This window comes from Fibrobacterota bacterium, assembly GCA_019509785.1.
Lineage (GTDB): Bacteria > Fibrobacterota > Fibrobacteria > UBA11236 > UBA11236 > Chersky-265.
Genome location: JAEKLQ010000046.1, coordinates 57,541 through 79,875, shown reverse-complemented (window position 1 = coordinate 79,875; position 22,335 = coordinate 57,541). Strand labels below are relative to the sequence as shown.

Sequence of the window (22,335 nt, the reverse complement as noted above, 5' to 3'; positions counted from 1 at the left end):
GAGCCGCCGGCTTGGATAGCCGTTTCGAGGGCCAACTCACCGGGACCTTGATCGAGGTCCAGCGCCGCACCGCCACGGTGCGCGCCGACGATGGCTCCGAACATCATTGCCAGTACAGCCCCACCATCGATCTCGCGGAGTTCCACAACTTCGCCGTCGGGGATCGGGTGACCTTCATCGCTTCCGGGCCGCAGCAGGAAGCGATGATTCTCGCCATCCTTCCGCGCACCAGCCGCATCTCGCGCCCGGGCCCCAAGGATCGCCGCGCCGATGAGCTTATCCTCGCCGCCAACGTGGATGCGCTGGTGGTCGTTGCCACGCCGCGGCAACCCGAATACAACCCACGCCTGGTGGACCGCTACCTGGCCCTGGCCGAGATCTTCAACGTGCAGGCCTTCGTGCTCCTCAACAAGGTCGATCTCGCCGACGAGATGCCCGAGGAGCTGGTGTATCTGCAAGGCTTGGGTTATCCCGTGCTCAGGGCATCGGCCAAACGCGGGTTAGGGCTTCCAGAGTTGCGGACCGCTCTGGGCGGCCTCAAGGTGGTTTTGAGCGGCCCTTCGGGGGTGGGCAAATCGTCCCTCATCCGCGCGCTCATCCCGGGCGCCGATCCCGACGTGGGCGACGTCCGCAAGGGCGAAGGCAAAGGGCGGCATACCACCACCACCTCGAACCTCTACGAATCCGGCGATCTCACCATCATCGATACCCCGGGCATCCGGGAGCTGGGCGTGCGCGGCGTGCCCAAGCGCGAGTTCGGGGAGTACTGGCGGGACTTCAAGCCTTACTTCGGGAAGTGCCGGTTCCGCGATTGCATCCACGTGAACGAGCCGGACTGCGCGATCAGCGGGGCGGTAGCGGAACAGAAGATTCCCGCATACCGGTATGAATCCTATCTGCGCCTCTTGGAGGATTTGGAAAGCTAAGGATCGGACATTCCCACGACGTCGTAGGCGTCCCGGGAAACCTGGTGGACGAATAGGACCTCGCCATCCACGCGCATGGATACCAATCCCAAGCCTTCGGCGAAAGTACGTTCGCCTCCCCCGCAGCCGTACTTGGAATGACTCGGATCCAGGCAGGTATTGGCATTGATTTCCCGCCGCCCGTGAAAAACCTGGCCGCCCAACGCGAAATCGACGTTTTCGACCGCGGTGGCCTCTGCCGGCCAGGCGAAGGGAATCATGCCGGTCAGTTTGTCGACCCAGAAATCATTTCCGATCCGGAAGCGGGCGGTATAGACGGTATCGCTAATGCCTTGCCGGGTTCCGCTTAGGGTATCCTGGACACGGAACGAGAAATCGCCGCTATCCGAAATCGCTGAGAGTAGAGTCACGCTCCGATCGATTTGGATGGAGTCGTCCGTTACCGGAGACTCGCTTTTCATTTTTGTGTAGCCGCGGATATGCCAGTGCCGCCCCGGCTTGAAATCGGCGAGGTAAGGCCGCGGATCGAAATCGAGCACGGTGAATGATAAATTGAAACTCGCGGCATGCCCACGAGGATCGGTGACGAGAAGATTGAAGTTCTGATGCCCAGCTTGAGCCAGGGTCGGCGTCCATTCGAATACCGAATCATGCCAGGCTGCTCCTTCGGGCAGGTTGCCGCCGTAGTCCAGATGTTCGCCATCAGGTTCGTACGCATGTAGGATCAGCCGCATCGGTACGCCCGGAATCGCCCAATTGGGAGTGTGAACCCAATCAATGATCGGGGAATGGTCTGCGTGGGGATGGACCAGAACGGTCCAGGTCGATTCCAGTACCGATGCGCCTTGAACGGCGACCACATGGACGGATTGGGGCGCGATTAATCCTTCAGGCAATCGGTAATGGATCGAATTGCCGGAAAAGGTCGTTCCCTGCGGGGCCGTGACAATGGAAATACTCCATTGTCCGTGGACGCCGCCGCGCACGAATACGCTTTCCGATGAGATCTCCAAGGGCCATAGGGTGTCCTTGATCCCGGTATGGAAGAGGGTCGCTTCGGCGGGCCACGGGAGGGTATCGACGGGCTTGAAGGTTGGCAGGGTGTCGATTGGATTCTTGGTCGGACCGGAAACGCCGCCGTCTTCCAAGCAACCCGTCAACCCGAAGAGGGAAGTCGTAATCATGCCGGCCAATGCAAGCGCAAGGGCGGAGGGGAAAGTTAGGCGTTTGGTGGGAATCGTCATCGGGAAATCAATATGCAAATCCGGTGCCATGGATCGATGGCTTGGAATCAGGCCGATTCCGGGATTTCCCGAGAGGTCCGGAGTCGGTTCGCGCAGGCTTTGACCACTCCATCGGAGGAGCGATATCGTGGGCGGTCTTTTCGGCGGATGGCGCCCCGGAAGCGACCCATATTTCTTCGAGGAGGGGACTCAGCTCACGAACTCGTCTGAAAAAGTCGGCTTGGAATGCGCCCCGCCCCGTGCCCGATAGCGCTTGGCGCTCTCCATGAACAGGCCCGCGAACTTGAATTCCGAGTACTTCTCCAGCATGCCCAGCCCAACGTCGAAGATGCGATCGAAGTAACTGTTGCCCAACTTCAATTCGCGCAACGAGGTCACCAGGATGTCCATCGCGTCCGCGGCCGAAACGATACGGCCCTCCAGATCCTCCTTCGCGCCCAAGGCGTCTTTCACGTAACGATCCTTCAATCGCGGAGGGAGTTCCTTGAAGATTTCCTGTTCCACCAGTTCCGGCACGATTTCCTTGAGCAGCTGCCCCAACTTCCCGCCCTTGAAGCGATGCTTGATGGGATGCGGGATGTCCGACAGGATGGTCTCTTCGAAATCGTGGAACAGGGCCTTGCGTAGCAGGGCTTCCCGGTCGACCTTGAGGTCGGGATCGTAATCGGCGATCATCAGGGCCATGATGGCCACGTTGTAGGAGTGGGAGGCGACGCTTTCCACTTCGATCATCGGCAAGGTGCCGAAGCGGCGGATGGAACTCATGGTCTTGAGCCGTTCGAAGAAGGCGAACAGGCGGTCCTTGATGTGCTCAGGCTCGGACTGGTCCATGGAGGCTCCCGGGGAATCCGCTTCCCAAGATAGAAACCGACGGGAGAGGGGGTGGGGCGGCCGTCACGGCCGGGAAGCAGTCGAAGCCGGCAACCGTCGGCGCCGGAGGGCGATTCGGGCCGGCGGGACTATCGCGGCTTCAGGAGGGAGGCGATTTCCTCCGACTTCTGGTCGCAGACGTAGAGGATTTCCTTGATGCGGAAATTGCGCCACATGCTGGCGTAGCGCATGGCCCATTCTTCCTGGATCTTGGAGCGGTTGTAATCGCCATGCTCGCCGCGATACCAGATCTCGTTGTTGATTTCCTTGATCTGGTCGGCCATTTCCGAGGGCAAGTGGATGGAGCCCCGATGTTGGATCAGCTGTTTAGTGGCTTCCACCATGCCGTCGCCCGCGATCGGCGTGTTGGCCGCGATGGCCAGGATTTCCTTCTTATGCCGGGAAACGAATTCGAGCAAGTGCGTACAGATGCCGTTCAGCTGGCCGGCCTTGTACAATCCTTCGATGATTTTCAGCTCTTGGTCCATGCGGGCGCTTTCCGTCAGGCAAATTCCCTTAAATTCCGGGCGAAATCAAGTAGCGAAGGAAATTCCTTTATTTTCCGCGGGTTGTCAACCTGACTAAAGTCATTCGGGACGGTCGCCTCGGGGCGAATCCAGACCCCTTGCGCGCCCGCGTTCATCCCCGCCTGGGCATCGCTTTCGCTGTCCCCGACCATGAAGCTGCGGGACAAGTCGAGGCCGTGTTTCCGGGCCAGATCCTTCAGCATTCCGGGCGCGGGCTTTCGGCACTCGCAGGCCTTCGCGTACTCGGCCACGATCCCTTCGGGATGATGCGGGCAGAACGCGATCTCTTCCAGGCGGATGCCGCGCGCTCCGAGATCGGCGACGATATTCCGATTGAGATCCTCCACGGCCGCATAGGTGAAGTAGCCCTTCGCCACCCCGCTTTGATTGCTGACGCCGAACAGCCGGTAACCCAGGCCTTGCAAGATCCGCAGCGCGTCCTCGACGCCGGGGATGAGCTCGAATTCCGCGAAGTCGATCAGGTAATGGGTATTCCGGTTCACCGTGCCGTCCCTGTCCAGGAATACCGCCTTCCCGTCCGCGTCCCGCTTGTCGCCCAAATCCGGTTTCTCCCGCGTTAACATACCCTAAAGGGCATCCCCGCGCCGCCCGTTTCCGGCCCAAGGTAACGTCCATGTCACCTGGAAACCGGGGGTCCGGTTAGTTAGGATTGGTCCATGCCCGGGCCCCCGTTCGCGATAAGCTTGCTCCGCCGCCGCGAGATGATCCTGCCCACCTGGCGCGGCTGGTTGGTCCTGGCCATCCTGCTGGCCGCGGGGACGAGGGCCTTTCTCGCCTGGGTCCATCCCTTCCTGGCCGTGACCCAACCGGTCGGGGGCGAGGTTTTGGCGGTCGAGGGCTGGATTCCGGACTATGCACTGAAGCAAGCTCTGGATGAGTTCAGGGCCCGGCATTATTCCCGGCTGATCACCACGGGCGGGCCGGTTCCCGTGGGGATGGCTTTTTCCTACCAAGGGAATTACGCGCGCCTCGCCGCCGCGACCTTGCAGTCCTTCGGCCTGTCCCGCGACTCCATCGTGGTGATCCCTTCGCCCCAGGTCCGCAAAGACCGCACCTTCGCCGAGGGCGTGGCCGTGGCCGGCTGGATGAAAAAGGCCGGCTGCGACTGCCGTTCCCTCGACTTGTTTTCCTTCTCGACCCATGCGCGCCGTAGCCGCCTATTGTATCGTCTCGCCCTGGGAAAGGGCGTGCGGGTGGGCGTATTCGCCCCCCGTGACGTCGATTATGATCCCGATCGTTGGTGGACTTCGAGCGATGGCGTCCGGAGGGTCACCGACGAATGGCTCGCGTATCTCTACGCGGCACTGATCTTCAGGGAATGAAGGGATCTCATGAACCCTGCAACGACCCCCCGGAGCCGGACCTGCCCGGGACGAGACTTGAACTCGTACGGCCTTACGGCCAAAGGATTTTAAGTCCTCAGCGTCTACCGGTTCCGCCACCCGGGCCGGTCCGGACCCAAAGTTAATTTCCCCGCGGAGATTTCCCGGGGACATTCCGCTTTACAGGAACGGATGTCGTAGCTATTTCCACACCAGGAGCGCATGGCCATGTCCAAATCCCCTTCCCAGACGACCGTAATGGTGGTTGACGACGACCAGGCCATTCTGCATTTGGTCGCCGGCATCCTGGAGGGGGAAGGCTACCGGGTGCTGCAGGCCCGCCATAGCGACGAGGCTCTGGACCTCAGCGCGGCCTACAAGGACGATATCGATCTGCTGGTAACCGACGTGAAGATGGATCCGTTCATGACGGGTTTCCAATTGGCGCAATGCCTGCGCCTGATGCGCGTGGAGATCAAGGTGCTTTACATCTCCGGTTTCGTGGAAGACGAAATGGTGAGATGGGAAGTGGAGAACCGGGTCGCCACCTTCTTGCAAAAGCCTTTCCGCCAACAAGACCTGCTGGAAAAAATCCGGACGGTCCTGGCTTAAGGAAACCGCCCTCCCGTAAACCGCAGGGTTTGACGGGCTTTGCCCTCGACCCGGATATCGCATAATTTTTACTTAATGAGACGCGCGAAGGCAGGAAGCCGCTTTTGCGGGACCCTGCCGGAGCGCCGGAACGTGCGCACAGGCGCCTGACTTTCGCCACGGGCGCCGGGCACCCCTCTTCAATGGGGGTTGGCGGGACCGCAAATCCGCCTCTGCGCACCGGGGGGGCCATCCAGGGTCGCTCGGGTGGCCCCCCTTCTCACAAAATGGATAGGCCCCGCATTCACGGGGCCTATCCATTTTGCCCTTCGGGAAACCGCGATCGCACCCCATCTGCTTCCTTGGCCTCGTCAGCGTGCTCCAGCACGCTTCCTCGGCCTGCGTCGCATCTGGGGCACGCTCGCGGTTTTGAGAAGGGGAGCCTCTTCCCTTCGGATCTGGGGGTTGGTCTGGGAAAGAGGGCAGTCATTCTAAGAGGAGAAGAAGAGAAGATTGGTGCGACTGGGGTTTAAAGCCGCGCGCTTTGCGCGATTGGGGTTTGGGGAGGGGGTGCGATGGACTAGCGGATCTTAGGAGGATCGACCCTCCCCTCCGGTTATTCCAGGTAGAGGTTTATCAACGCTTCGGCGGTTTTGTCCCAGGTGTAGGCTTTCGCGCGTTCCTTGCCGTCGGCGATGTGGGCTTGGCGTTCGGCGGGGAAGGAGAGGAGGCGGCGGATGGCTTCGGACCAGGGGGCCGGATCGGCAGGGGGTAACAGGGCGGGGACGTAACCGCGGAGGGACCTGAGGGGTTCGATGTCGGGGACCAGGGCGGGGCAGCCCAGGCGCATGGCCTCCAGGACGGGGATGCCGAAGCCTTCGCGCGTGGACGGGAAGACGAGGCAGAGAGCGTTCTGGTAACAGGCTTTGAGGGTGGCGTCCGAAGGGTTTTCGACGATGGTGATCCAGGGAGGCAGGGGCGAAGGCGCGGCCTGGGCCAGGCGGGCCTCGACGTTGGCGCGGGATCCGACGATGACCCAGTTCAGATGCACGTAGCGGGCGCGCAGGGCGGCGAGGGCCGCGTAGGCCAGGGGCAGGTTCTTGGTGGGGGTGTCGCCCACGGTAAGTACGAAGTTCTCCATGCCCCAGGCGGCGGGTTCGACCGCGTCCAGATGGTCTCCCCCTAAAGGGATGACGTGGATGCGGTCGGCGTTGAGGGCGCCGAAGAGGATGGAGTCGACCTTGGTTTGCTCGGAGATGGCGACGGCGCGGCGCGCCTTGGGCAGGCCTTTTTTCTGGATGCGGATGCGCAGGGTCTCGCGGTAATGACGATCGATGTCCGGAGCGTCGGCGGCGAACATGTGCCAATCGTAGAGGGTGGCCAAGGCGCGAAAGCCGTAGAGGACGGGGAAGGAAACCTCGGGGAGCGGCCCTAAGGCGGCGAAGTTATGGAAAACGTTCACGCGGTGGCGCAGGAGATGGAAGGGCAGGCTGGACTGATCCCATAGCCAGGGGCGGCGGGAAGCCGGCGCGGAGATCAGGACCGGGATGTCCGGGAAAGGGTTTTCCCGATCGGCGCGTACCAGGGAGGCGACCCGGAAGCGCGGGCGCGCCATGGCGGCTTCGCGCCCGGCGGCGGCCTGGATCCGGCGGGCGCATTCGTAGGTGTAGCGGCCGATACCCTTGCCGGCGTATCCGCATTGCAGGGGGCGCAAATCCAGCACGATGCGCTTGGGACGGCGATTCAGGAAAGAAAGAAGGGATAAAGTCACGGGGAAGGCCTGTGGATGGTCCGTAAAGGATAACCAAAAAAACCAAAGGGACTGAATGCGGATGGCAAAATCATCCGGATATTGTTTAAATTACTGCACCGGCCGGGCCGAAGATCCGCCCGGGCAATGCACCCCCTCCGCCAACCCTGTGCAGGATTAAGCATCCATGATTAAGGTCGCCGCCGTCGAGGCCGATTCCGACGCCGAACGCGCGGGCATCCTGCCCGGGGATAAGATCCTGCGCATCAATGATGAAGAGGTCCGCGATCGCCTGGACTTCGAGTTCCATCGCAGCGGCGATATCCTGGAGCTGGAGATCATGCGCGGCGAGCAGCTGATGAACGTCGCCGTCGAGAGGGACGCCGGCCAGGTGCTGGGCATCGAACCCGAGGTGATGAAGATCCACCTCTGCAAGAACAATTGCGTGTTCTGTTTCGTGCACCAGACCCCGAAGGGGATGCGCAAGTCCCTCTACGTCAAGGACGAGGATTACCGCTACTCCTTCCTCGACGGCCACTTCACCACGCTCTCCAACATGAAGGAAGCCGATTGGCAACGGGTGCTCGAGCAAAAGCTTTCGCCCATCTACGTTTCGGTGCACTGCACCGAACCCAAGATGCGCGCGGCCCTGCTCAAAAACGACAAGCTGGAGCCGGTGATGGATCGTCTCAAGTGGATGCGGGACCACGGCATCGCCTTCCACACCCAGATGGTCATCATTCCCGGCTGGAACGATAAAGAATACCTGGAACGATCCCTCGCCGAGCTGCGCCCCTTTTATCCCGATCTGCTTTCCATCTCCGTGGTTCCCATCGGCCTCACGGCGCACCGGAAGAACCTTCCCGACCTGCGACTCTGCACCCGGGAGGACGCCCTCGACATCCTGGAACGCGTGGAACGCCACGGGCGCGAGGCCCAGGCCGAATCCGGCGAGATGTTCATCTTCCCTTCGGACGAGATTTATATCCTGGCGGGGAAAGAGGTCCCGCCCGCCGAGTTCTACGGCGACTTCAGCCAGTACGAGAATGGCGTGGGTACCATCCGCACCTTGTTGGATGATTTCGCGCGCGAATTGCCCTTCCTGCCAAAAGCGAAACCGGATTGGGAAATCACCGTGCTGACCGCGCCCTTGGCTTCGGCCTCCCAGCAGGGCGTTCTGGATACCTTGCGCGAAAAGAAGGGCCTGCGTTCGGAACTGCTGGTTTGCGAGAATGCCACCTTCGGTTCGACGGTTACGGTGACCGGCCTGCTCTGCGGCAAGGACTTCGCCTTGGCGCTGGAGCGCAGCCGCGGCAAGGGGCCGGTGCTGATTCCGCCCAACAGCCTCAATCGCGAGAACAAGTTCCTAGACGATATGGGCCCCGGGGATCTGGAGGCCCGCTTTGGCCGGAAGGTGGTTATCCCCAATGGATACCGCGATTACTTCCCCTTATGATCCGCGCTGCCTGATGAAAGCGTTCCGCGCCGCCCTCTCGTTGCTGACCTTGCTCGGCATCGCCTGCCTCCCGGCCAGGGCTGCCTCCATCGAAGGCCCCAAGGGGGATGCGGGCGAAGCCCCCGTAGCGCCCCGGCCCCGTCTCCCCATGGACAGCATCCGCGCCCCCGAGATCCGCTCGGTGCCGTATCCCAATGGCGCCATCTACCTGGCCCACGGCATCACCGGATCCTTCATGGGCGGGAAGCGCGGCCTGTCGCGGGACCAGAATTTCCTTTTCCAATGGCAAGGCGATCTCAGCTATTTCTACACGCCCTGGTTTTCCGGGGGCATGGCCTTCCGCATCATCGCGGGCGAACCCAATTCCGATCGCCAGAAAATCATCAACCGCTATTACGCCCAGGGCCGCTTCCACAAGTCCTGGGAGAATGCGGCCGTCTACGTGGGACCGCAGATCGGGGTGGGCAACATCAACATCCTGACCGATTCCATCGCCAAGCAAAAAGACCTGGAGCCCATCAAGAACACCAAGCCTACCTTGGCCCTGGACTTCGGAGGCGGATGGAAATTCAGCCGCTACGTGGGCCTCACCTTCGGCTCGAACCTGGAATACTCCCTGGTCGACGAGGATCGCAGCGGGGTCACCAACAGCCTCAACATGCACATCATCCCGGGATTGGCCTTGGACGTGCTCCCGTTGACCCCGCGATTGCGGAAATTGGTTCCGGCCTTCTACGTCTTCGCGGAATCCCAAATGGGTTTCCTATTGTCGGCGGCAACCGGGAGCCGCAGGGAGCTGGCCTTGGTCGGAGGGCTGGGGTTGGCTTTTTAAGGGCCCGAACCCCTTCGGCAAAGGCGCGCGCTGGCCGAGGCCCCGGGATCTTGCCATAAACCTCTGGAATTCATACCTTTGCCGTCCCTCCCGAGAGTTCTCCGGAGGCCACATCAACCTGCTCCGGATACCTAAGCCGGGGCCAAGGGAAACCGGCTTCACCGGTTTCTCGTCCAAAGGAAGGTATTCTTGGCAAAACCATACGAAACCGTAATTGTCGTGGATGCGATGATTCCCGATGAATCGATCGCGTCGGAATTCGACGCCATCGGGAAGCTCATCGAATCCCAGGGGAAGCTGGTCAAGCTGGACCGTTGGGGCAAGCGCAAGCTGGCCTACAGCATCCGCAAGCGCACCCATGGCGAATATGCCGTGTTCTACTACGAAGCCGGTTCGGGCGCCCTCGCCGCCGAGCTCGATAAGCGCCTCCGCATCAATGAGAACGTGCTGCGCTGGCTGACCGTGGCCGATAACCCGATCGGCGTGCCCGCCGACAAGGCCCCCGAGGCCGAAGGCGCTCCGCAAGCCGAAGGCGCCCCCGGACGGGATGGCGCGCCTTTCAGGGAAGGCGGCCGCGATGGCCGTGACCGCGACCGCGACCGCGACCGTGAACCCGCAGAATTCCGCGGCGGACGCCGCGAAAGGGAGGAATAAGCCATGGCCGATCGCCGTGAAAAGGACGGGAAGACGAAGCGGAAGAAGATCTGCTACTTCACCGAGAACAAGATCAAGTTCATCGATTACAAGGACGACAAGCTGCTGCGCAAGTTCGTGAACGAGCGCGGCAAGATCGTGTCCCGGAAGATTTCCGGCACGTCGGCCGTCTACCAACGCGAGCTCGCGATCGCCATCAAGCGCGCGCGTCATCTCGCCATGCTGCCCTTCGTGGCAGAGAACATGCGTTGAGGTGAACCATGGAAATCATCCTTAAAGAAGACGTTACCAACCTGGGCCGGGCCCTCGATCTCGTCAAGGTCAAGACCGGATACGCCCATAATTACCTGTTCCCGCGCGGCCTGGCCGTGCTGGCCACGAACACCGCCCGGAAGATGATCGCGGCCGAACGGGCCAAGGTCGAAGAGCGCTACAAGGCCGCCAAGGCCCAGATCCAGGTCCAGGCGGACAAGATGAAGGACGTGTCCCTCACCATCGCCGCCAAGGTGCACGAGGGCGAGAAGCTCTACGGCTCCATCCAGGCCTCGGACATCAGCACCAAGCTGAAGGAAGCCGGCTACGACGTGGATAAGCACCACATCCTGCTGGCCGAGCCCATCAAGCAACTCGGGATGTACACCCTGAAGATCCAGCTCCACAAGGAAGTGGAAACGAAGATCAAGCTCTGGGTGATCTCCGACGAGTCCAAATAAACCTGCCGAAAGGCTGGGCCAGGGCCGCCGGGGGAAACCCCGGCGGCCCTTTTCGTTTGGGCCGGGCCTTTGCCGGGAGGCGGGCTTTAAGCATCTTATAAAAGCATCTTTTAAAGGAACCAACAGGATAGGACCTTATGACCGTATCGATCATCGTGCTCGGGGCCCGGGGCCGCATGGGCCAAATGGTGTTGCAAGCCTGCGCCAACCGCATCAAGGCGGGGCAGGATCTCAAGGTGATCGGCGCCGTCGAATCGCCGGATAGCCCGCACCTGGGCCAGCCATCGGGGGTCGAGGGCATCGACGTGAAGGTCGAGGGGGATCTTTGGAGCGTCCTGCGGCCGGGCGCGGTGGTCATCGATTTCACTTCGCCGCAATCCTCCCTGAAGGCTTTGGAGCAGATCAAAAAGGCGGGCGCCGCCCACGTCCTATGCACCACCGGCTTGTCGGAGGCCCAGAAAGCCGTCGTCACCGAAGCCGCCAAGGCGGCGCCGGTCGTGTTCTCGCCCAACATGAGCATGGGGGTGATCGTCATGTTCCGCGTGGCCGAAATGGTGGCCAAGGTCTTGCGGGACGATTTCGACGTTGAGATCACAGAGGCGCACCATAACCAGAAGAAGGATAGCCCCAGCGGGACCGCCTTGGGTTTCGCCGAGGCGGTGGCCCGCGGCCATGGGGTGGATTTGAAGTCGAAGGCGAGCTACGGCCGCGAAGGGCTGGTGGGCGCGCGTAAGCGGGGCGAAATCGGCATCCACGCGGTTCGCGGCGGCGACATCGTGGGCGATCATACCGTGCTTTTCGCCGGGGACGGCGAACGCATCGAATTGAAGCACATGGCCCATAGCCGCATGACCTTCGCCCAGGGCGCGGTCAAGGCCGCCTTGTTCCTGGCGGGCAAGGGTCCGGGGCTCTATACCATGTTCGACGTGCTGGGCCTGTAGGGCTCATAATCCCTCCGGAGTTGGGCCGTTAACCCCTCCGGAAGTTGTTTTCCGCGGTGGATTTCATGTACATTAGACCCAATTCCGAAAGGGTACCGCCTTTGCGCACATTCTTTTCCACCGCCCTATTGGCCTTAGGAATGGCGGGCCTGATCCGCGCAGCGGACACGGCTCCAGCGGCTTCGACGGCCCCCGCGGTCACGACTCCTGCAGCAACGACCCCCACGGCAGCTGGCGCCGCGACCGCGGCAACTCCCGCCTCTGCCGCCCCCGCCGCTGCAAGTGCGACTCCCGCTCCCTCTCCCGTTCCTACCAAGGCCAAGCCGGATAGCGCCAAGGCCAAACCCGCGAAGAAGCTTTCAAAGCGAGCCAAGGCCGCCGCCGATTCGACCGCCCGGGCCGACTCCCTCAAGGCCGCCGCGTCCGCCGACAGCCTGAAGGCCGCGCAGGCCAAGGCTTCCGCCGATTCGGTCCGCGCCGCCGAGATAAAAGCCGCAGCCGATTCGGTGCGCGCCGATTCCGCCCGCAAGGCCGAAGCGCGCGCTAAGGCCGTAGCCGATTCGTCCCGCATCGCCGCCTCCGCGGACAGCATCGCCGCCGACTCCGCCGCCGCCAAGTCGAAAAAGCGGAAACGCATCGTGCGCGAAACCACCGTCAACACCATCGATGAACTGAAGGGCAAGTACCGCTCCCCCAAGAAGGCGATGTTCATGTCCCTCATCGTTCCCGGCCTGGGCCAGGCCTACGTGGGACACAACTGGTTCAATTACACCCGCGGCGCGACCTACTTCCTGACCGACGTGGCGCTGGCCTACGGTTGGCATTATTACGTGAGAACCCGACAGGACCGGGAGATCAGCAAGTACCAGGCCTTCGCCGACAGAAATTGGCGGCAAGCCAAGTATGAGGACTCGGTGAACGCCTACAAGGAAAAATCCGCGACCTTGAACTTGCATCGGGAGTCGTATTGCGATTTCGTGCAAAGCACGGATACCGAAAAGGGAAAGTTGTTGCACGGCGGCTGCCTCGATCCCAAGTCGAGCGAATATCCGTCCTTCAAGAACGAATATGACGATTCGAAGGACTCCGCTGACGTCGTCGCGCGATTGCGGGCCGCCTTCCCCAATGCCCAGCAATTCTACGAGCTGATCGGCAAGGAGAACGAGTTCATCACCGGCTGGAACGACGCGCCCGCCATGAAGACGGACGACTCCGCATGGTTCGCGGTGGATAAGGACGGGAACGCCACCAAGGAACTGGCCACCACGCCCAATCAGCAAGCCTATATCGCCATGCGCGCGCAAGCTAATGACTACGCCCGCATGCAGGCCTGGTTCCTGGGAGGCATGGTGCTCAACCATATCGTATCGGCAGTGGACGCGGCGATCACCGCCCGTTACCATAACAAGGCGCTCTACCAGACGGAGACGTCCTGGTACGATAAACTCCATCTGGACAGCCGGATTGCCTGGGATGGCCTCGCTCCGGTCCCCAGCGTGACCGCCAGCCTGACTTTCTGATTTCCGATCCCATGGCCTTTCCCGTTCTGCCCCGTCTCTTGTCCCGGCCCGCCTGGGTGGCCGCCGCTCTAGGCGCCGCGCTTTCCCTCCCAGCCCGCGCCGCCGAGGCCCCCGACGTCGAGGCTCCGGAAATCGGAACGCCCGCCGCTGATTCGGCCCAGGCTCCCGCGGCTCCAGCCACCACGCCGGCCCCCGCTCCCGCCTCCGTGCCGCAACCGGGCCAGGATGCCAAGGCGGCGCCCCAGGGTAACGCGCCGGCTACCCCGGCCGCGGCCGCCCATGTCGATTCGGCCAAAACGCCCGTCGCCGGCTCCGCGGCTCCCGAAATCGAGATCCCATCCAACGACAAGGACATTACGGTAGAGGTCGATCCGCGGCAATCCCGCAACCAGGATCGCTCCTTGGGTCTGGCCATGCTCTATTCTGCGGTCCTTCCCGGCACCGGCGAGCTCTATCTGCGCGAGAAGCCGAACGCCAAGGCGTTCCTGTTGGCCGAAGCCGGCTTCTGGGCCTCGCTCTACGTAGCCTTCATGGCCCGGGAAAGTTATCTCACCAGCGCCCGCAATTACGCCTCGGATTACGCAGGCATCGACGCGTCGGGGAAAAGCTCGGCCTTCCTGGAAAACATGGCCAATTACCGCTCCTACCTGGAAAAGCAGCATCGTCAGGACAGCTACGAGCTCGCGCAAATCCTATCCGGCAAGCGTACGGGCGACTACGACATCAAACCGGCGGAAGCGAATTACTGGGACTTCGGAAGCTCGGCCAATCCCGAGAACACGCGCCACTGGAATTCCTTCCAGTCCAGCCTTCGCTACTACCGCGCCTCCAAGGTCGCCATCTCCTTCGCCGTGGGCGCCCTGGCCCTCAACCGCCTGGCCTCCCTGGCCAACACCCTGCGGGTCTACAAGCACACCAGCGCCAAGAGCTTGGGCTTGAACCTGACCCCGGAAATCGGCCTAGAGTCGGTAGGTTCGCAACTGACCTTGCGTTTCTAAAGCGCCCTTTTATTCCCGATCCCTTCAAAGCTCTTATGCCGCTTACGGCTGGGGCCCTTCGTACCCTTCCACGACGACGATGTCGATTTCGGAATAAGGTAACCGCAAGGCGGCGGCGGCCTGATATTCGGGAGACTTCCAGCAAGCCAGCGCGGCCTCGAAGGATGGGAATTCGAGGATGGTATTCCGGGAACGCGTTGTGCCTTCCACGACTTCCGTTCTGCCCGCACGCGCCAGGAACCGCGCCCCATGCATCCGGAAGGGCTCGGCATTGGCCTGCACGTAAGCCTTGAACTTCTCCGCATCCTTCACGTCCGCGCGTACCATCCAGTAGCCCTTTAGCATTCGACCTCCCGGTTTGGGACCAAAGATCTAGGTTTATTCCTGGCCCTTACGCAATCGGATGGCGACAGGGGTCCGGTATGCCGGACCCTATAGCGAACGGAAAGGATCTTTATGCTTTTCATGGTTATCGAACGCTTTCGCGACAACGACATGATTCCGATTTACAAGAAGGTGCGCGAAGGCGGACGCTCGCTTCCCGAGGGATTGAAATACATCGATAGTTGGGTAGAGCCCAACTTCAGCCGCTGCTTCCAACTCATGGGGTGCGACGACGCCCGCCTGTTCCAGGAATGGGTCCTGCAATGGCGGGGCATGGGCGTCGCGATGGAAATCATTCCGGTAGTCTCAAGCAAAGACACCCGCGAAGTCGTCGCACCTCATCTGGACAAGTAGACGATCCTCTTTTTTCCCCCCCGCGACAAACGGGGCCGGGGCGTTCCCCGGCGCCCCGGAATCCCGTCGCCCGCGCGACCGCGAAGCGCGGGCGGGGTCGGGACGCGATCGCGGCGGTCGCAGGGACGGACGGGCTCCGGGCGCTCCGCTCCGCCGAGTTGCGAGCGTCACTTGGACCAGCCCCGACAGCGCTTCGGTGCCCGCAAGGTCTTCGACGAAGAAAGGCCTTCCGCGAACCCTCCGAGCGCGGCTATTGAGGACCTACCCAATTGGAGCCCCGCGAGGAGGAGCGGTACACGAGCGACCCAAGCATGGGAGCAGCAAAGACCGCGGGCGTCCCCTTCCCCAGGCCGTGGGAAGCCCCAATCCATCGAAAGCGAAGCATCCGAGGCCGAGCGGAGCGTCCGGAGACCGGCCGGGACTACCGAAGCCGCGCTCGCGCCCCGACCCCGCCCGCGGACCGCAACCCCGTGCGGCCGCCCGGGCCCATTGCGCGAAAGGAACGCCCCGCCCCCGGCCCAACGCGCCCTTGCGCTTTCGCGAAACATTGATTATTCTATCTGTCATGCCCACCGCACGCGTCATCAGCGCCCTACTTCTAGGCCTAACCGGCTGAAGGAGAGTGCGCGCGCGTTCGAAAAAAAGCCCACTCTCCGAGTGGGCTTTTTCGTTGGTCCCCGCGGCTATCCGCCGGGGCCACGGCCCGCTCGGAAGGGGAAAACCGCCCGGGGGGCCGGGTCAACGATGAGGAGAGAGAGATGAGCATCCAGATGGCAACCGACCGGAAACCTTTCTTTTACGATGTCACCTTGCGGGACGGCAACCAGGCGCTGCGGCAGCCCTGGAACCTGCAGGAGAAGGAACTGGTGTTCCGGCAATTGCTCAAGCTGGGCGTGCAGGGCATCGAGGTGGGCTTCTCGGGCGCGAGCGAGATGGACTTCGCGGCGTGCGAGCATTTGGCCAAGCTGGCCCCGGACAACGTGGTCATCGCCGGGCTCGCCCGCTGCGTAGAGCGCGACATCCAGATGGTGTGGGACGCCATCAAGTATGCGGCCCAGCCGCGCATCCACGTGTTCCTGGCCATGAGCCCGTTCACCATGGAAAACGTGCTGCGCATGCCGCCGGAGAAGGTGCGGGAGCGCGCGGTGAACGCGGTGAAGTTCTGCAAGCAGGTAATGGGCGGGAAAGGCACGGTGCAGTTCTCGGCCGAGCATTTCGGGGATAGCCGCGAAAACCTGGATTTCGTGATCGAATCGTTCCAGGCCATAGTGGCCGCTGGGGCCGACGTCATCAACCTGCCGAATACGGTGGAGCGTTACCGACCCATGCTGTTCGTGGAGATGGTGGAGAAGGTGGTGAAGGCCCTGCCCGCCCACGTGACCATCGCGGTGCATACCCATAACGATCTGGGCATGGCGACGGCGACCACGGTGGAGAGTTTCTTCGCGGGGGCGACCCAGATGGAGACGGCCTTGAACGGGCTGGGCGAGCGCGCGGGCAATACCAATATGTACGAGGTGGCCCTGGCGCTGGCGAATTGCGAGGTGGACGTGCCCTTGAACCTGGGCGAGATCTATGAGACCGCCTTGCGCGTTTCGGAATGGGCGCGCGTGCCCATCTACGAGAAGGCGCCGCTGGTGGGCGCGGACGTGATCGCGCATCGCAGCGGCATCCATCAGGATGGCGCGTCCAAGACCAAGGGGATGAAGAAGGGCGCGTATCGCGCCATCGATAGCTCGCTGATCGGGCGCAAGGAAGGCGATCGGCTGGGCTTCACCAGCCAGAGCGGGAAGACGGCGGTGTTCGAGATCGTGCGGGGGTTGGGTCTTCCCATTTCCATCGAAGAAGCGGCCCTGATCCAGCCCATCCTGAAACGGAAGTCCGAGCAAGACGGGCGCGGCGAGCTGACGGACGCGGAGATCCTGGCGGTGTATGACCAGGAGATCCTGAACGTGCGGGGGCCGCTTGAGTTCAAGGGCCTGAAGGTGGATCCGAACGAGAAGGAGTTCTACTTCGAGGTGGCCTACCAGGGCAAGGCGCAGACCCTGGCGGGGCAGGGGACCGGTCCTATCGACGCATGCATGCGTGCGCTGGAGAAGATCGGGCTGTTCTTCCATCTGATCGAGTACAGCCAAATGGCGCTCGAGGTGGAACACCGGGACTTCGCCGCCTACGCGTTAACCGAGATCAAGTTGCAGCGGAAGGATACGGCCGCCGCTCAGCCCAAGGGCGCCATCGCCTTGGGTCGCGGGAAGGATCTGGACACCATCAAGGCCAACGTGCGGGCCTTGTTCAATGCGGTGAATCAGCTCCTGAAATAAGCGGCAATCGCAGGAAATTCGCGCTCCCTGGAGGCGGGGACCTCACGGGGATGGTGTGTCTCCACAATGTATTGACAATGATTGTCAATACATTGTGTTGCTCCTATCAAGGTTGCGGCGCCGGAAGCAGCCGGCGGCCCTGCACGTTCCTTAAGGTAGCCTGGGAGTTACCCGGCCATTCGATCACGGGCGTGCCCCGAGCCGGAATCGAAAGCGCCGGCCGACTCGAACGGCTCAGCCGCGCGCGCCGATCCTTGAGGCCCACCGTCAATAGCGGAATAGGTGTCTTGGAGACCGCGGTCATGTGGTTCACGAACCAGCCGCCATCCGTGTCGTCCAGGTAATTCACGCAGTCGGCGTTGCCCGCGCCGAAGAGGATGCCAGCGAAGCCGCCGTCCATGAACCAGTCGGGGTGAGCGAGGAAGGTTTCCGCCGCGTCGTCCCGCCATTTCAGTTCGTTGGACATATTGCCTTCCGATACCTGCCAGCCGCAAATGGGCAAGCCCGTCTTGTTCGCGATAGCGCGCGTCCACAGGAAATACTTGGCATAAGCGGTGGAGTCCCAGAACCAATTCTCGTTGGCGGGCTTGTGCCCGGCATCGTGATCGGTCTTTTCCACGAAGACGACGTCGCCTAGTCCATCTTTTCCGAAACCCGCCAGGAATTTACCGATGGTATTGCCCGAGATGATATGCGCCTCTTTGCGGCCCTGGCCCACCTGGCCGGGGATGCTCACGCCCCAATGGTTGGGCATATGGCCGATGATGACGCCCTTGGCCAGCTTTTGGCGGGCGCGCCAGACGAGGTATTTCGCCCAGCCCGCCAGATTGGCGTCCCAGGTCTTGCCCGATAAGCTATTGGCCCGGGTCATGTCCACCGGGATGGTCGTCGGATCGTCGATGGGTTTGCCGGTCGAGCCTTGGGGGCCGCGCATCAGGAAGCCGAACATGTCGGGCTCGACGATGATCATGTTGTCGCTTTGCCCGGCCAGGACCAGTTGATCGAGGACCCAATCGAAGCGATCGAAGTAGTCGCTCATATAGCTGGCGCTGGCGAGATTGGTGGTGACCGGCCCCCAGCCTTCGCCCACCTTGCCCAGGTTGTACCAGATGAGCGCGGTCTTCACGCCGAGGGTGTCGGAATACATGGAGTAGTCGTAGATATAGCCCTTGCCGCTACGCGAGTAATAGGTTTTGATATCCGGCATGACGTATTGATAGCGATAGGGCAGGCCGGCTTGTTGGGCCTTGGTGCTTTTCCCCAGTTCGCGATTATCGAAGGACCCCAACAGGAAGTTCTTGCCCCAATTCGCGGGTACCGGATTGCGCACGACGGCGGGTATGGAGATGGGATGCAGCCCCGTGCCATCGGTCAGGCGCACCGAGTCGATCAGCAAATCGACGCTGGTCCCGACCACGTGGGACAGCTTGATGCCATAAGCGGAATCGCCGCCGACGCTCGCCAAGGGGATGGTGAATTCCTTCCAGTCCGCCGCGACGGGAATGGAAAGGGTATCCATCTTGTCGGTGAAGGATCCGGCGATATCCAGGCCGACCCGGATTTTCGTGGCGCTCGCGGACTTGTTCTTGATCCACATGCGGATATCGGCGTAGGGTTTGACCGACCAGGCGCGGTCATCGGCGAATTTGACCCCGAAGTCCCAGTACTCCCCGTTGGCGAGGGTCCGGGCCAGCTTGACCACGATGGCATCGGAGCCGCTCAGTTTTTCATCGCAGGTGACGGGCACGGTCTTATCGCCATTCGCCTTCTTGCCGAAAAGCATATCGGCCGGGCCCTGGGCATATCCGTTCCCGAGCCCGTTGGCGGTCGCGGTGCCGCAACCCGCGTCCAGATAGACGGGAAAATCCTCGAGAGCGAAACAGGGGGCCACGGAAGCGAAAACCAAGGCGAAGGCTGCGAGTTTGAACACGGTTATTCTCCCGGGCCCGTTCGGCCCGCAAGGCATTGGTATGCGTTCCCATTGCCGGGGTTTGCGCGACCGGCCCGCCGGAAGCGTAGGGAGGAACTTTCCCGCCTTCCCGGGCCCGAGCCNNNGGGGGCGGAGTAGATATGCCCAATACCCTGCGCGCCGCCGCTTTCGCGCTGGCCCTCGCCATCACCGCCCCGGCCGAAACCATTAAACAGGACTTCAACAGCCTGGACGAGCTCAATGCCTTTTGGGACATCTCGACCTGGGGCGATGATACCCGCGTGCATTCGGCGCAGAACGTCTCCGTGGCCGGGGGCATCCTTACCCTCAAACTGAGCGCCTCGCCGCCCGGGACCAAGCCGGTCTGCGCCGAGATCGCCTCCAAAAGATCCGACTTCCGCTACGGCAGCTACCGCGCGTCGATCCGTACCTCGCATGTGCCGGGGGGCGTGGTAGGATGGTTCGTATACCGGGATTCGCCGCTCAACGAAATCGACGTGGAGATGCTGACCAAGGACAACCGCGACCTGCACTTCACCTTGCATCATATCCAGACCGACGTCGACTACAAGTTGGTGAGACTGGATTTCGATCCCGCCGCCGATTTCCACGAATACCGTTTCGATTGGCACCCCGGCAGCGTGGATTACTTCGTGGACGGGAAGCCGGCCGGTTCGCTGACCAAGCAGGTGCCGGACCAGGAGGCCGCCATGATGCTGAACCATTGGAGCGGCAACATCGCGGGCTGGGGCGGGCCGGCGCCGACCCAGGACATGTACATGGACGTCGATTGGGTGGCCTATAGCAGCGATTTCCCTGCCGCCGCCGTACTGCCGCCCAGGCCCTCCGCCTCGGCCTCCCGCGTCTTCGCGCGGGGCGCGGCCAATCCGTTGGTCCTCCTGATTATGGACGGCGGTCCCCCGCGCCTGCGGGCCATCGATGCTGCCGGCCGATCCCGGCGTTTGGTCGTCTCCCCCTAGCCGAGCACGCGCCAGATGCGCTGCTCCTCGGCGGTTTAGAACGGAATGCGGAGCGACAAAAGGGGGTATCTGGGCGGAGGATTGGCCGCGGTAGGATTCTCCGATGAATCGCGCCGGTTTTCGGCATCAAATGGGAAGACCGTTGGGAGCGCTAAAAGGCACGTTTCCAAGGCAATGAGAGCTACGACTGACCCGATCTCCGATCCGCGCCCTTCGCCCATGGCGACGTTGAGGGCGATCATAAGGGCGAAGAAGACGGCGGAAGATCCGAGCTCCACGTTGCGAGCCAGGATGCGCTGGTCCCGAAGCCCTCCACCGCTTTATCCCGAGGCGATTCCGCCCAGTACGTACAGGTCGGGTAGGGTGATTGCGACCATCTGAAAATCGTTGGGGATGGCTTCCAAGCTGAAGGGGTTCAACCAGTGGCCGTCCCGGAAGGGGTGTTCGCCGAGCAAGGTCGGCGTAATCCAAAAGGGGGCCGAGGCCTTGGCGATGTAGACGCCGGTTAAGGCATCGTCGTGTAGGTCAAGGGCGAAAGCGCCCTTGACGGCGATGACGATTGCGGCAGTTGCGATCTTGATCCACATCGTCCCATTCTCCTGCAAGCCGGTGAGGCCTGCGAGCATTGGACGCGTTGCGAGGCATAATAGTTGCGCGAGGCCGCGGATATCCTCTCCGGATCTCAGTGGGCCGCGGGAGCTTCGGCAGGTTTGCCTGTTCCCGGCGCTCCCGAGGGCATCGCCCCGGGCCCCATTCCCGATCCGCCCTTGGCCAGCTTGGCCATTACCATCTTATGGATGGGGTACATGAGGGCGATGGTGATTATGGTGGCGGCCGAAACCACCCAACCCAGTACTTCGTAGCGTTCCAGGGGCTGTCCGGGACGTTGCACCACGATGAGGCCCGCCACCGCGGCCGCCACTCCTCCGGAAAGCTGGGCGACGGAATTGTTTACGGCCATGAAGGCGCCGCGATCGGGAAGATCCGGCACGCCCGAGACCAGGGCCTGGCTGGAAATCATGCGGGCGTTGATGGCCGCGAACAGGACCATGTTGATGACGATGACCCATGCCAGCGGGGTTTCCCCCAGGCGGGTGAAGATCAGGACCGTGGCGATGGTGGCGGAAGAGCCCAGGCAAAACAGACGGTACTTGCCGATCTTGTCGCTCAATTTGCCCAGCAAGGGGCCGACGAGGAAGGCGGATATGCCGGTGGCGAAGTAGACCCAGGGAAGGTGATCCAGATCGATCTTGAGGTTGTTTACGCTGAAGGCGCTGGCGAAGGGCATGAGCATGAATCCGCCGGTGGCCAGGAACATGGTGGCCAGGAAAGCCTGCAGGTAGCGGCCCTGCTTGACCGTCTTGAAAAGATGCAATAGTGGATTGCGCGTGGTCTGCGCCTTGATGTGGGCCGTGATGGGCTGCATCTTGGCGAAAATGACGAGACCAACGCAACCGCTTACGCCGACGATCATGATGAAGGGCGCGTGCCATCCGAAGTGGTTTCCCAGCCAGAGGCCGATGGGAAGGCCCATCACCTGGCTGGCGCCGAAGGCGGCCTGCACGAAGCCCATCACGCGCCCGCGCACCTGCAAAGGGAAGATGTCGGCGATGATGGCCATGCCGATGGATCCGATGACGCCGCCGAACACGCCGGTGACGATACGGGCCATCAAGAGGAGATGGTAGGTTGGCGCGATGCCGCAAAAGAAGGTTCCCAACATGAAGCCCGTATAGAAGAAGAGCAGTAGCTTCTTGCGATCGAATTTATCCGCGAAGCCGGCCGCCAGGATTCCCGAGATGCCCGCGGCGAAAGCGTAGGCGGATACGGCCAGCCCGAATTGGCGCGGGGAGATGGAGAGCGCCGGCATCAGCAGGGCTCCCAAGGGGCTCATGATCATGAAGTCGAGGATGACGCTGAACTGCAGGAAGGCCAGCATGGCGATCACGAACTTCTGATACGAGGTGAAAACATGGGGTTGGGCGGGAGCGTTCATGGTTA

General features: G+C 62.1%; 23 protein-coding genes and 1 tRNA gene. 14 read left to right on the top strand and 10 right to left on the bottom strand.

The features are described from left to right. Positions 1-11 precede the first annotated feature (11 nt). Positions 12-926 carry a ribosome small subunit-dependent GTPase A gene (rsgA, locus tag JF616_14040; protein MBW8888871.1) on the top strand — a complete coding sequence of 305 codons (915 nt, stop codon included), beginning with the start codon at positions 12-14 and terminating at the stop codon, positions 924-926. On the opposite strand, the gene JF616_14035 is transcribed toward rsgA, so the two are convergent. The 4 genes from JF616_14035 to JF616_14020 all read right to left on the bottom strand — a co-directional run bounded on the left by JF616_14035 (position 923) and on the right by JF616_14020 (position 4,151). After that, the gene (locus JF616_14035) at positions 923-2,110 is read right to left on the bottom strand and encodes a hypothetical protein (GenBank protein MBW8888870.1); all 1,188 of its coding nucleotides are present in this window, start codon (positions 2,108-2,110) and stop codon (positions 923-925) included. The genes rsgA and JF616_14035 overlap by 4 nt on opposite strands. 249 nt (positions 2,111-2,359) lie before the next feature. Beyond that, positions 2,360-3,001 carry an HD domain-containing protein gene (locus JF616_14030; GenBank protein MBW8888869.1) on the bottom strand — a complete coding sequence of 214 codons (642 nt, stop codon included), beginning with the start codon at positions 2,999-3,001 and terminating at the stop codon, positions 2,360-2,362. A gap of 128 nt (positions 3,002-3,129) precedes the next feature. After that, the gene (locus JF616_14025) at positions 3,130-3,528 is read right to left on the bottom strand and encodes a hypothetical protein (protein ID MBW8888868.1); all 399 of its coding nucleotides are present in this window, start codon (positions 3,526-3,528) and stop codon (positions 3,130-3,132) included. Between the two features lie 14 nt (positions 3,529-3,542). Next, the gene (locus JF616_14020; GenBank protein ID MBW8888867.1) at positions 3,543-4,151 is read right to left on the bottom strand and encodes an HAD family hydrolase; all 609 of its coding nucleotides are present in this window, start codon (positions 4,149-4,151) and stop codon (positions 3,543-3,545) included. Positions 4,152-4,244: 93 nt separating this feature from the next. On the opposite strand from JF616_14020, the gene JF616_14015 reads away from it, so the two are divergent. After that, a complete protein-coding gene (locus JF616_14015) occupies positions 4,245-4,910 on the top strand; it encodes a YdcF family protein (GenBank protein ID MBW8888866.1) in 666 nt (221 codons plus the stop codon). A gap of 42 nt (positions 4,911-4,952) precedes the next feature. Here the strand turns inward: JF616_14015 and JF616_14010 are convergent. Next, positions 4,953-5,036: transfer RNA gene (locus tag JF616_14010), tRNA-Leu, on the bottom strand. Between the two features lie 102 nt (positions 5,037-5,138). Here JF616_14010 and JF616_14005 point away from each other — a divergent pair. Next, complete coding sequence (locus JF616_14005) at positions 5,139-5,522, top strand: response regulator (protein MBW8888865.1); 384 nt, start codon at positions 5,139-5,141, stop codon at positions 5,520-5,522. Positions 5,523-6,117: 595 nt separating this feature from the next. Here the strand turns inward: JF616_14005 and JF616_14000 are convergent. After that, positions 6,118-7,272 carry a glycosyltransferase family 4 protein gene (locus JF616_14000; protein ID MBW8888864.1) on the bottom strand — a complete coding sequence of 385 codons (1,155 nt, stop codon included), beginning with the start codon at positions 7,270-7,272 and terminating at the stop codon, positions 6,118-6,120. Between the two features lie 166 nt (positions 7,273-7,438). Here JF616_14000 and JF616_13995 point away from each other — a divergent pair, with 166 nt between their 5' ends. The 8 genes from JF616_13995 to JF616_13960 all read left to right on the top strand — a co-directional run bounded on the left by JF616_13995 (position 7,439) and on the right by JF616_13960 (position 14,365). After that, positions 7,439-8,707, top strand: coding sequence for a DUF512 domain-containing protein (locus JF616_13995; GenBank protein MBW8888863.1), 1,269 nt, complete (start codon positions 7,439-7,441; stop codon positions 8,705-8,707). Then, on the top strand, positions 8,679-9,539 hold the full coding sequence (locus JF616_13990) for a hypothetical protein (GenBank protein ID MBW8888862.1): 861 nt from the start codon (positions 8,679-8,681) through the stop codon (positions 9,537-9,539). Before JF616_13995 ends, JF616_13990 begins: the two co-directional genes overlap by 29 nt. A gap of 189 nt (positions 9,540-9,728) precedes the next feature. Continuing rightward, entirely contained in the window at positions 9,729-10,193 is a 465-nt protein-coding gene (gene rpsF, locus JF616_13985) for a 30S ribosomal protein S6 (GenBank protein MBW8888861.1), read from the top strand. A 3-nt stretch (positions 10,194-10,196) separates the two neighbouring features. Next, the gene (locus tag JF616_13980; protein ID MBW8888860.1) at positions 10,197-10,445 is read left to right on the top strand and encodes a 30S ribosomal protein S18; all 249 of its coding nucleotides are present in this window, start codon (positions 10,197-10,199) and stop codon (positions 10,443-10,445) included. Between the two features lie 8 nt (positions 10,446-10,453). After that, complete coding sequence (locus JF616_13975) at positions 10,454-10,906, top strand: 50S ribosomal protein L9 (protein ID MBW8888859.1); 453 nt, start codon at positions 10,454-10,456, stop codon at positions 10,904-10,906. Between the two features lie 137 nt (positions 10,907-11,043). Beyond that, the gene (locus tag JF616_13970) at positions 11,044-11,847 is read left to right on the top strand and encodes a 4-hydroxy-tetrahydrodipicolinate reductase (GenBank protein ID MBW8888858.1); all 804 of its coding nucleotides are present in this window, start codon (positions 11,044-11,046) and stop codon (positions 11,845-11,847) included. 101 nt (positions 11,848-11,948) lie between these two features. Continuing rightward, complete coding sequence (locus tag JF616_13965; GenBank protein ID MBW8888857.1) at positions 11,949-13,367, top strand: hypothetical protein; 1,419 nt, start codon at positions 11,949-11,951, stop codon at positions 13,365-13,367. A gap of 11 nt (positions 13,368-13,378) precedes the next feature. Next, the gene (locus JF616_13960) at positions 13,379-14,365 is read left to right on the top strand and encodes a hypothetical protein (protein ID MBW8888856.1); all 987 of its coding nucleotides are present in this window, start codon (positions 13,379-13,381) and stop codon (positions 14,363-14,365) included. A gap of 42 nt (positions 14,366-14,407) precedes the next feature. Here JF616_13960 and JF616_13955 read toward each other — a convergent pair whose 3' ends face one another. Next, on the bottom strand, positions 14,408-14,710 hold the full coding sequence (locus JF616_13955; protein MBW8888855.1) for a DUF1330 domain-containing protein: 303 nt from the start codon (positions 14,708-14,710) through the stop codon (positions 14,408-14,410). A gap of 111 nt (positions 14,711-14,821) precedes the next feature. Here JF616_13955 and JF616_13950 point away from each other — a divergent pair, with 111 nt between their 5' ends. Continuing rightward, complete coding sequence (locus JF616_13950) at positions 14,822-15,103, top strand: DUF3303 family protein (GenBank protein ID MBW8888854.1); 282 nt, start codon at positions 14,822-14,824, stop codon at positions 15,101-15,103. 770 nt (positions 15,104-15,873) lie between these two features. After that, on the top strand, positions 15,874-17,424 hold the full coding sequence (locus JF616_13945) for a 2-isopropylmalate synthase (GenBank protein MBW8888853.1): 1,551 nt from the start codon (positions 15,874-15,876) through the stop codon (positions 17,422-17,424). Positions 17,425-17,530: 106 nt separating this feature from the next. Here the strand turns inward: JF616_13945 and JF616_13940 are convergent, their stop codons facing one another. After that, positions 17,531-19,354 (bottom strand): hypothetical protein, encoded by a 1,824-nt coding sequence (locus JF616_13940; protein ID MBW8888852.1) that lies wholly within the window; start codon positions 19,352-19,354, stop codon positions 17,531-17,533. Positions 19,355-19,494: 140 nt separating this feature from the next. Here JF616_13940 and JF616_13935 point away from each other — a divergent pair, with 140 nt between their 5' ends. Further along, positions 19,495-20,334 carry a glycoside hydrolase family 16 protein gene (locus JF616_13935; protein MBW8888851.1) on the top strand — a complete coding sequence of 280 codons (840 nt, stop codon included), beginning with the start codon at positions 19,495-19,497 and terminating at the stop codon, positions 20,332-20,334. Positions 20,335-20,654: 320 nt separating this feature from the next. Here JF616_13935 and JF616_13930 read toward each other — a convergent pair whose 3' ends face one another. Together JF616_13930 and JF616_13925 are read right to left on the bottom strand one after the other, a co-directional pair. Next, positions 20,655-20,921 carry a hypothetical protein gene (locus JF616_13930; protein MBW8888850.1) on the bottom strand — a complete coding sequence of 89 codons (267 nt, stop codon included), beginning with the start codon at positions 20,919-20,921 and terminating at the stop codon, positions 20,655-20,657. Between the two features lie 95 nt (positions 20,922-21,016). Beyond that, complete coding sequence (locus JF616_13925) at positions 21,017-22,330, bottom strand: MFS transporter (protein MBW8888849.1); 1,314 nt, start codon at positions 22,328-22,330, stop codon at positions 21,017-21,019. Positions 22,331-22,335: the final 5 nt, after the last annotated feature.

Excerpts from the sequence above, each read along its gene's own strand:
- JF616_14035 (MBW8888870.1), bottom strand. The coding sequence starts at position 2,110 with ATGATTACGACTTCCCTCTTCGGGTTGACGGGTTGCTTGGAAGACGGC.
- JF616_14030 (MBW8888869.1), bottom strand. The coding sequence starts at position 3,001 with ATGGACCAGTCCGAGCCTGAGCACATCAAGGACCGCCTGTTCGCCTTC.
- JF616_14025 (MBW8888868.1), bottom strand. The coding sequence starts at position 3,528 with ATGGACCAAGAGCTGAAAATCATCGAAGGATTGTACAAGGCCGGCCAG.
- JF616_14020 (MBW8888867.1), bottom strand. The coding sequence starts at position 4,151 with ATGTTAACGCGGGAGAAACCGGATTTGGGCGACAAGCGGGACGCGGAC.
- JF616_14015 (MBW8888866.1), top strand. The coding sequence starts at position 4,245 with ATGCCCGGGCCCCCGTTCGCGATAAGCTTGCTCCGCCGCCGCGAGATG.
- JF616_14005 (MBW8888865.1), top strand. The coding sequence starts at position 5,139 with ATGTCCAAATCCCCTTCCCAGACGACCGTAATGGTGGTTGACGACGAC.
- JF616_13995 (MBW8888863.1), top strand. The coding sequence starts at position 7,439 with ATGATTAAGGTCGCCGCCGTCGAGGCCGATTCCGACGCCGAACGCGCG.
- JF616_13990 (MBW8888862.1), top strand. The coding sequence starts at position 8,679 with ATGGATACCGCGATTACTTCCCCTTATGATCCGCGCTGCCTGATGAAA.
- JF616_13980 (MBW8888860.1), top strand. The coding sequence starts at position 10,197 with ATGGCCGATCGCCGTGAAAAGGACGGGAAGACGAAGCGGAAGAAGATC.
- JF616_13975 (MBW8888859.1), top strand. The coding sequence starts at position 10,454 with ATGGAAATCATCCTTAAAGAAGACGTTACCAACCTGGGCCGGGCCCTC.
- JF616_13970 (MBW8888858.1), top strand. The coding sequence starts at position 11,044 with ATGACCGTATCGATCATCGTGCTCGGGGCCCGGGGCCGCATGGGCCAA.
- JF616_13960 (MBW8888856.1), top strand. The coding sequence starts at position 13,379 with ATGGCCTTTCCCGTTCTGCCCCGTCTCTTGTCCCGGCCCGCCTGGGTG.
- JF616_13955 (MBW8888855.1), bottom strand. The coding sequence starts at position 14,710 with ATGCTAAAGGGCTACTGGATGGTACGCGCGGACGTGAAGGATGCGGAG.
- JF616_13950 (MBW8888854.1), top strand. The coding sequence starts at position 14,822 with ATGCTTTTCATGGTTATCGAACGCTTTCGCGACAACGACATGATTCCG.
- JF616_13945 (MBW8888853.1), top strand. The coding sequence starts at position 15,874 with ATGGCAACCGACCGGAAACCTTTCTTTTACGATGTCACCTTGCGGGAC.
- JF616_13935 (MBW8888851.1), top strand. The coding sequence starts at position 19,495 with ATGCCCAATACCCTGCGCGCCGCCGCTTTCGCGCTGGCCCTCGCCATC.
- JF616_13930 (MBW8888850.1), bottom strand. The coding sequence starts at position 20,921 with ATGTGGATCAAGATCGCAACTGCCGCAATCGTCATCGCCGTCAAGGGC.
- JF616_13925 (MBW8888849.1), bottom strand. The coding sequence starts at position 22,330 with ATGAACGCTCCCGCCCAACCCCATGTTTTCACCTCGTATCAGAAGTTC.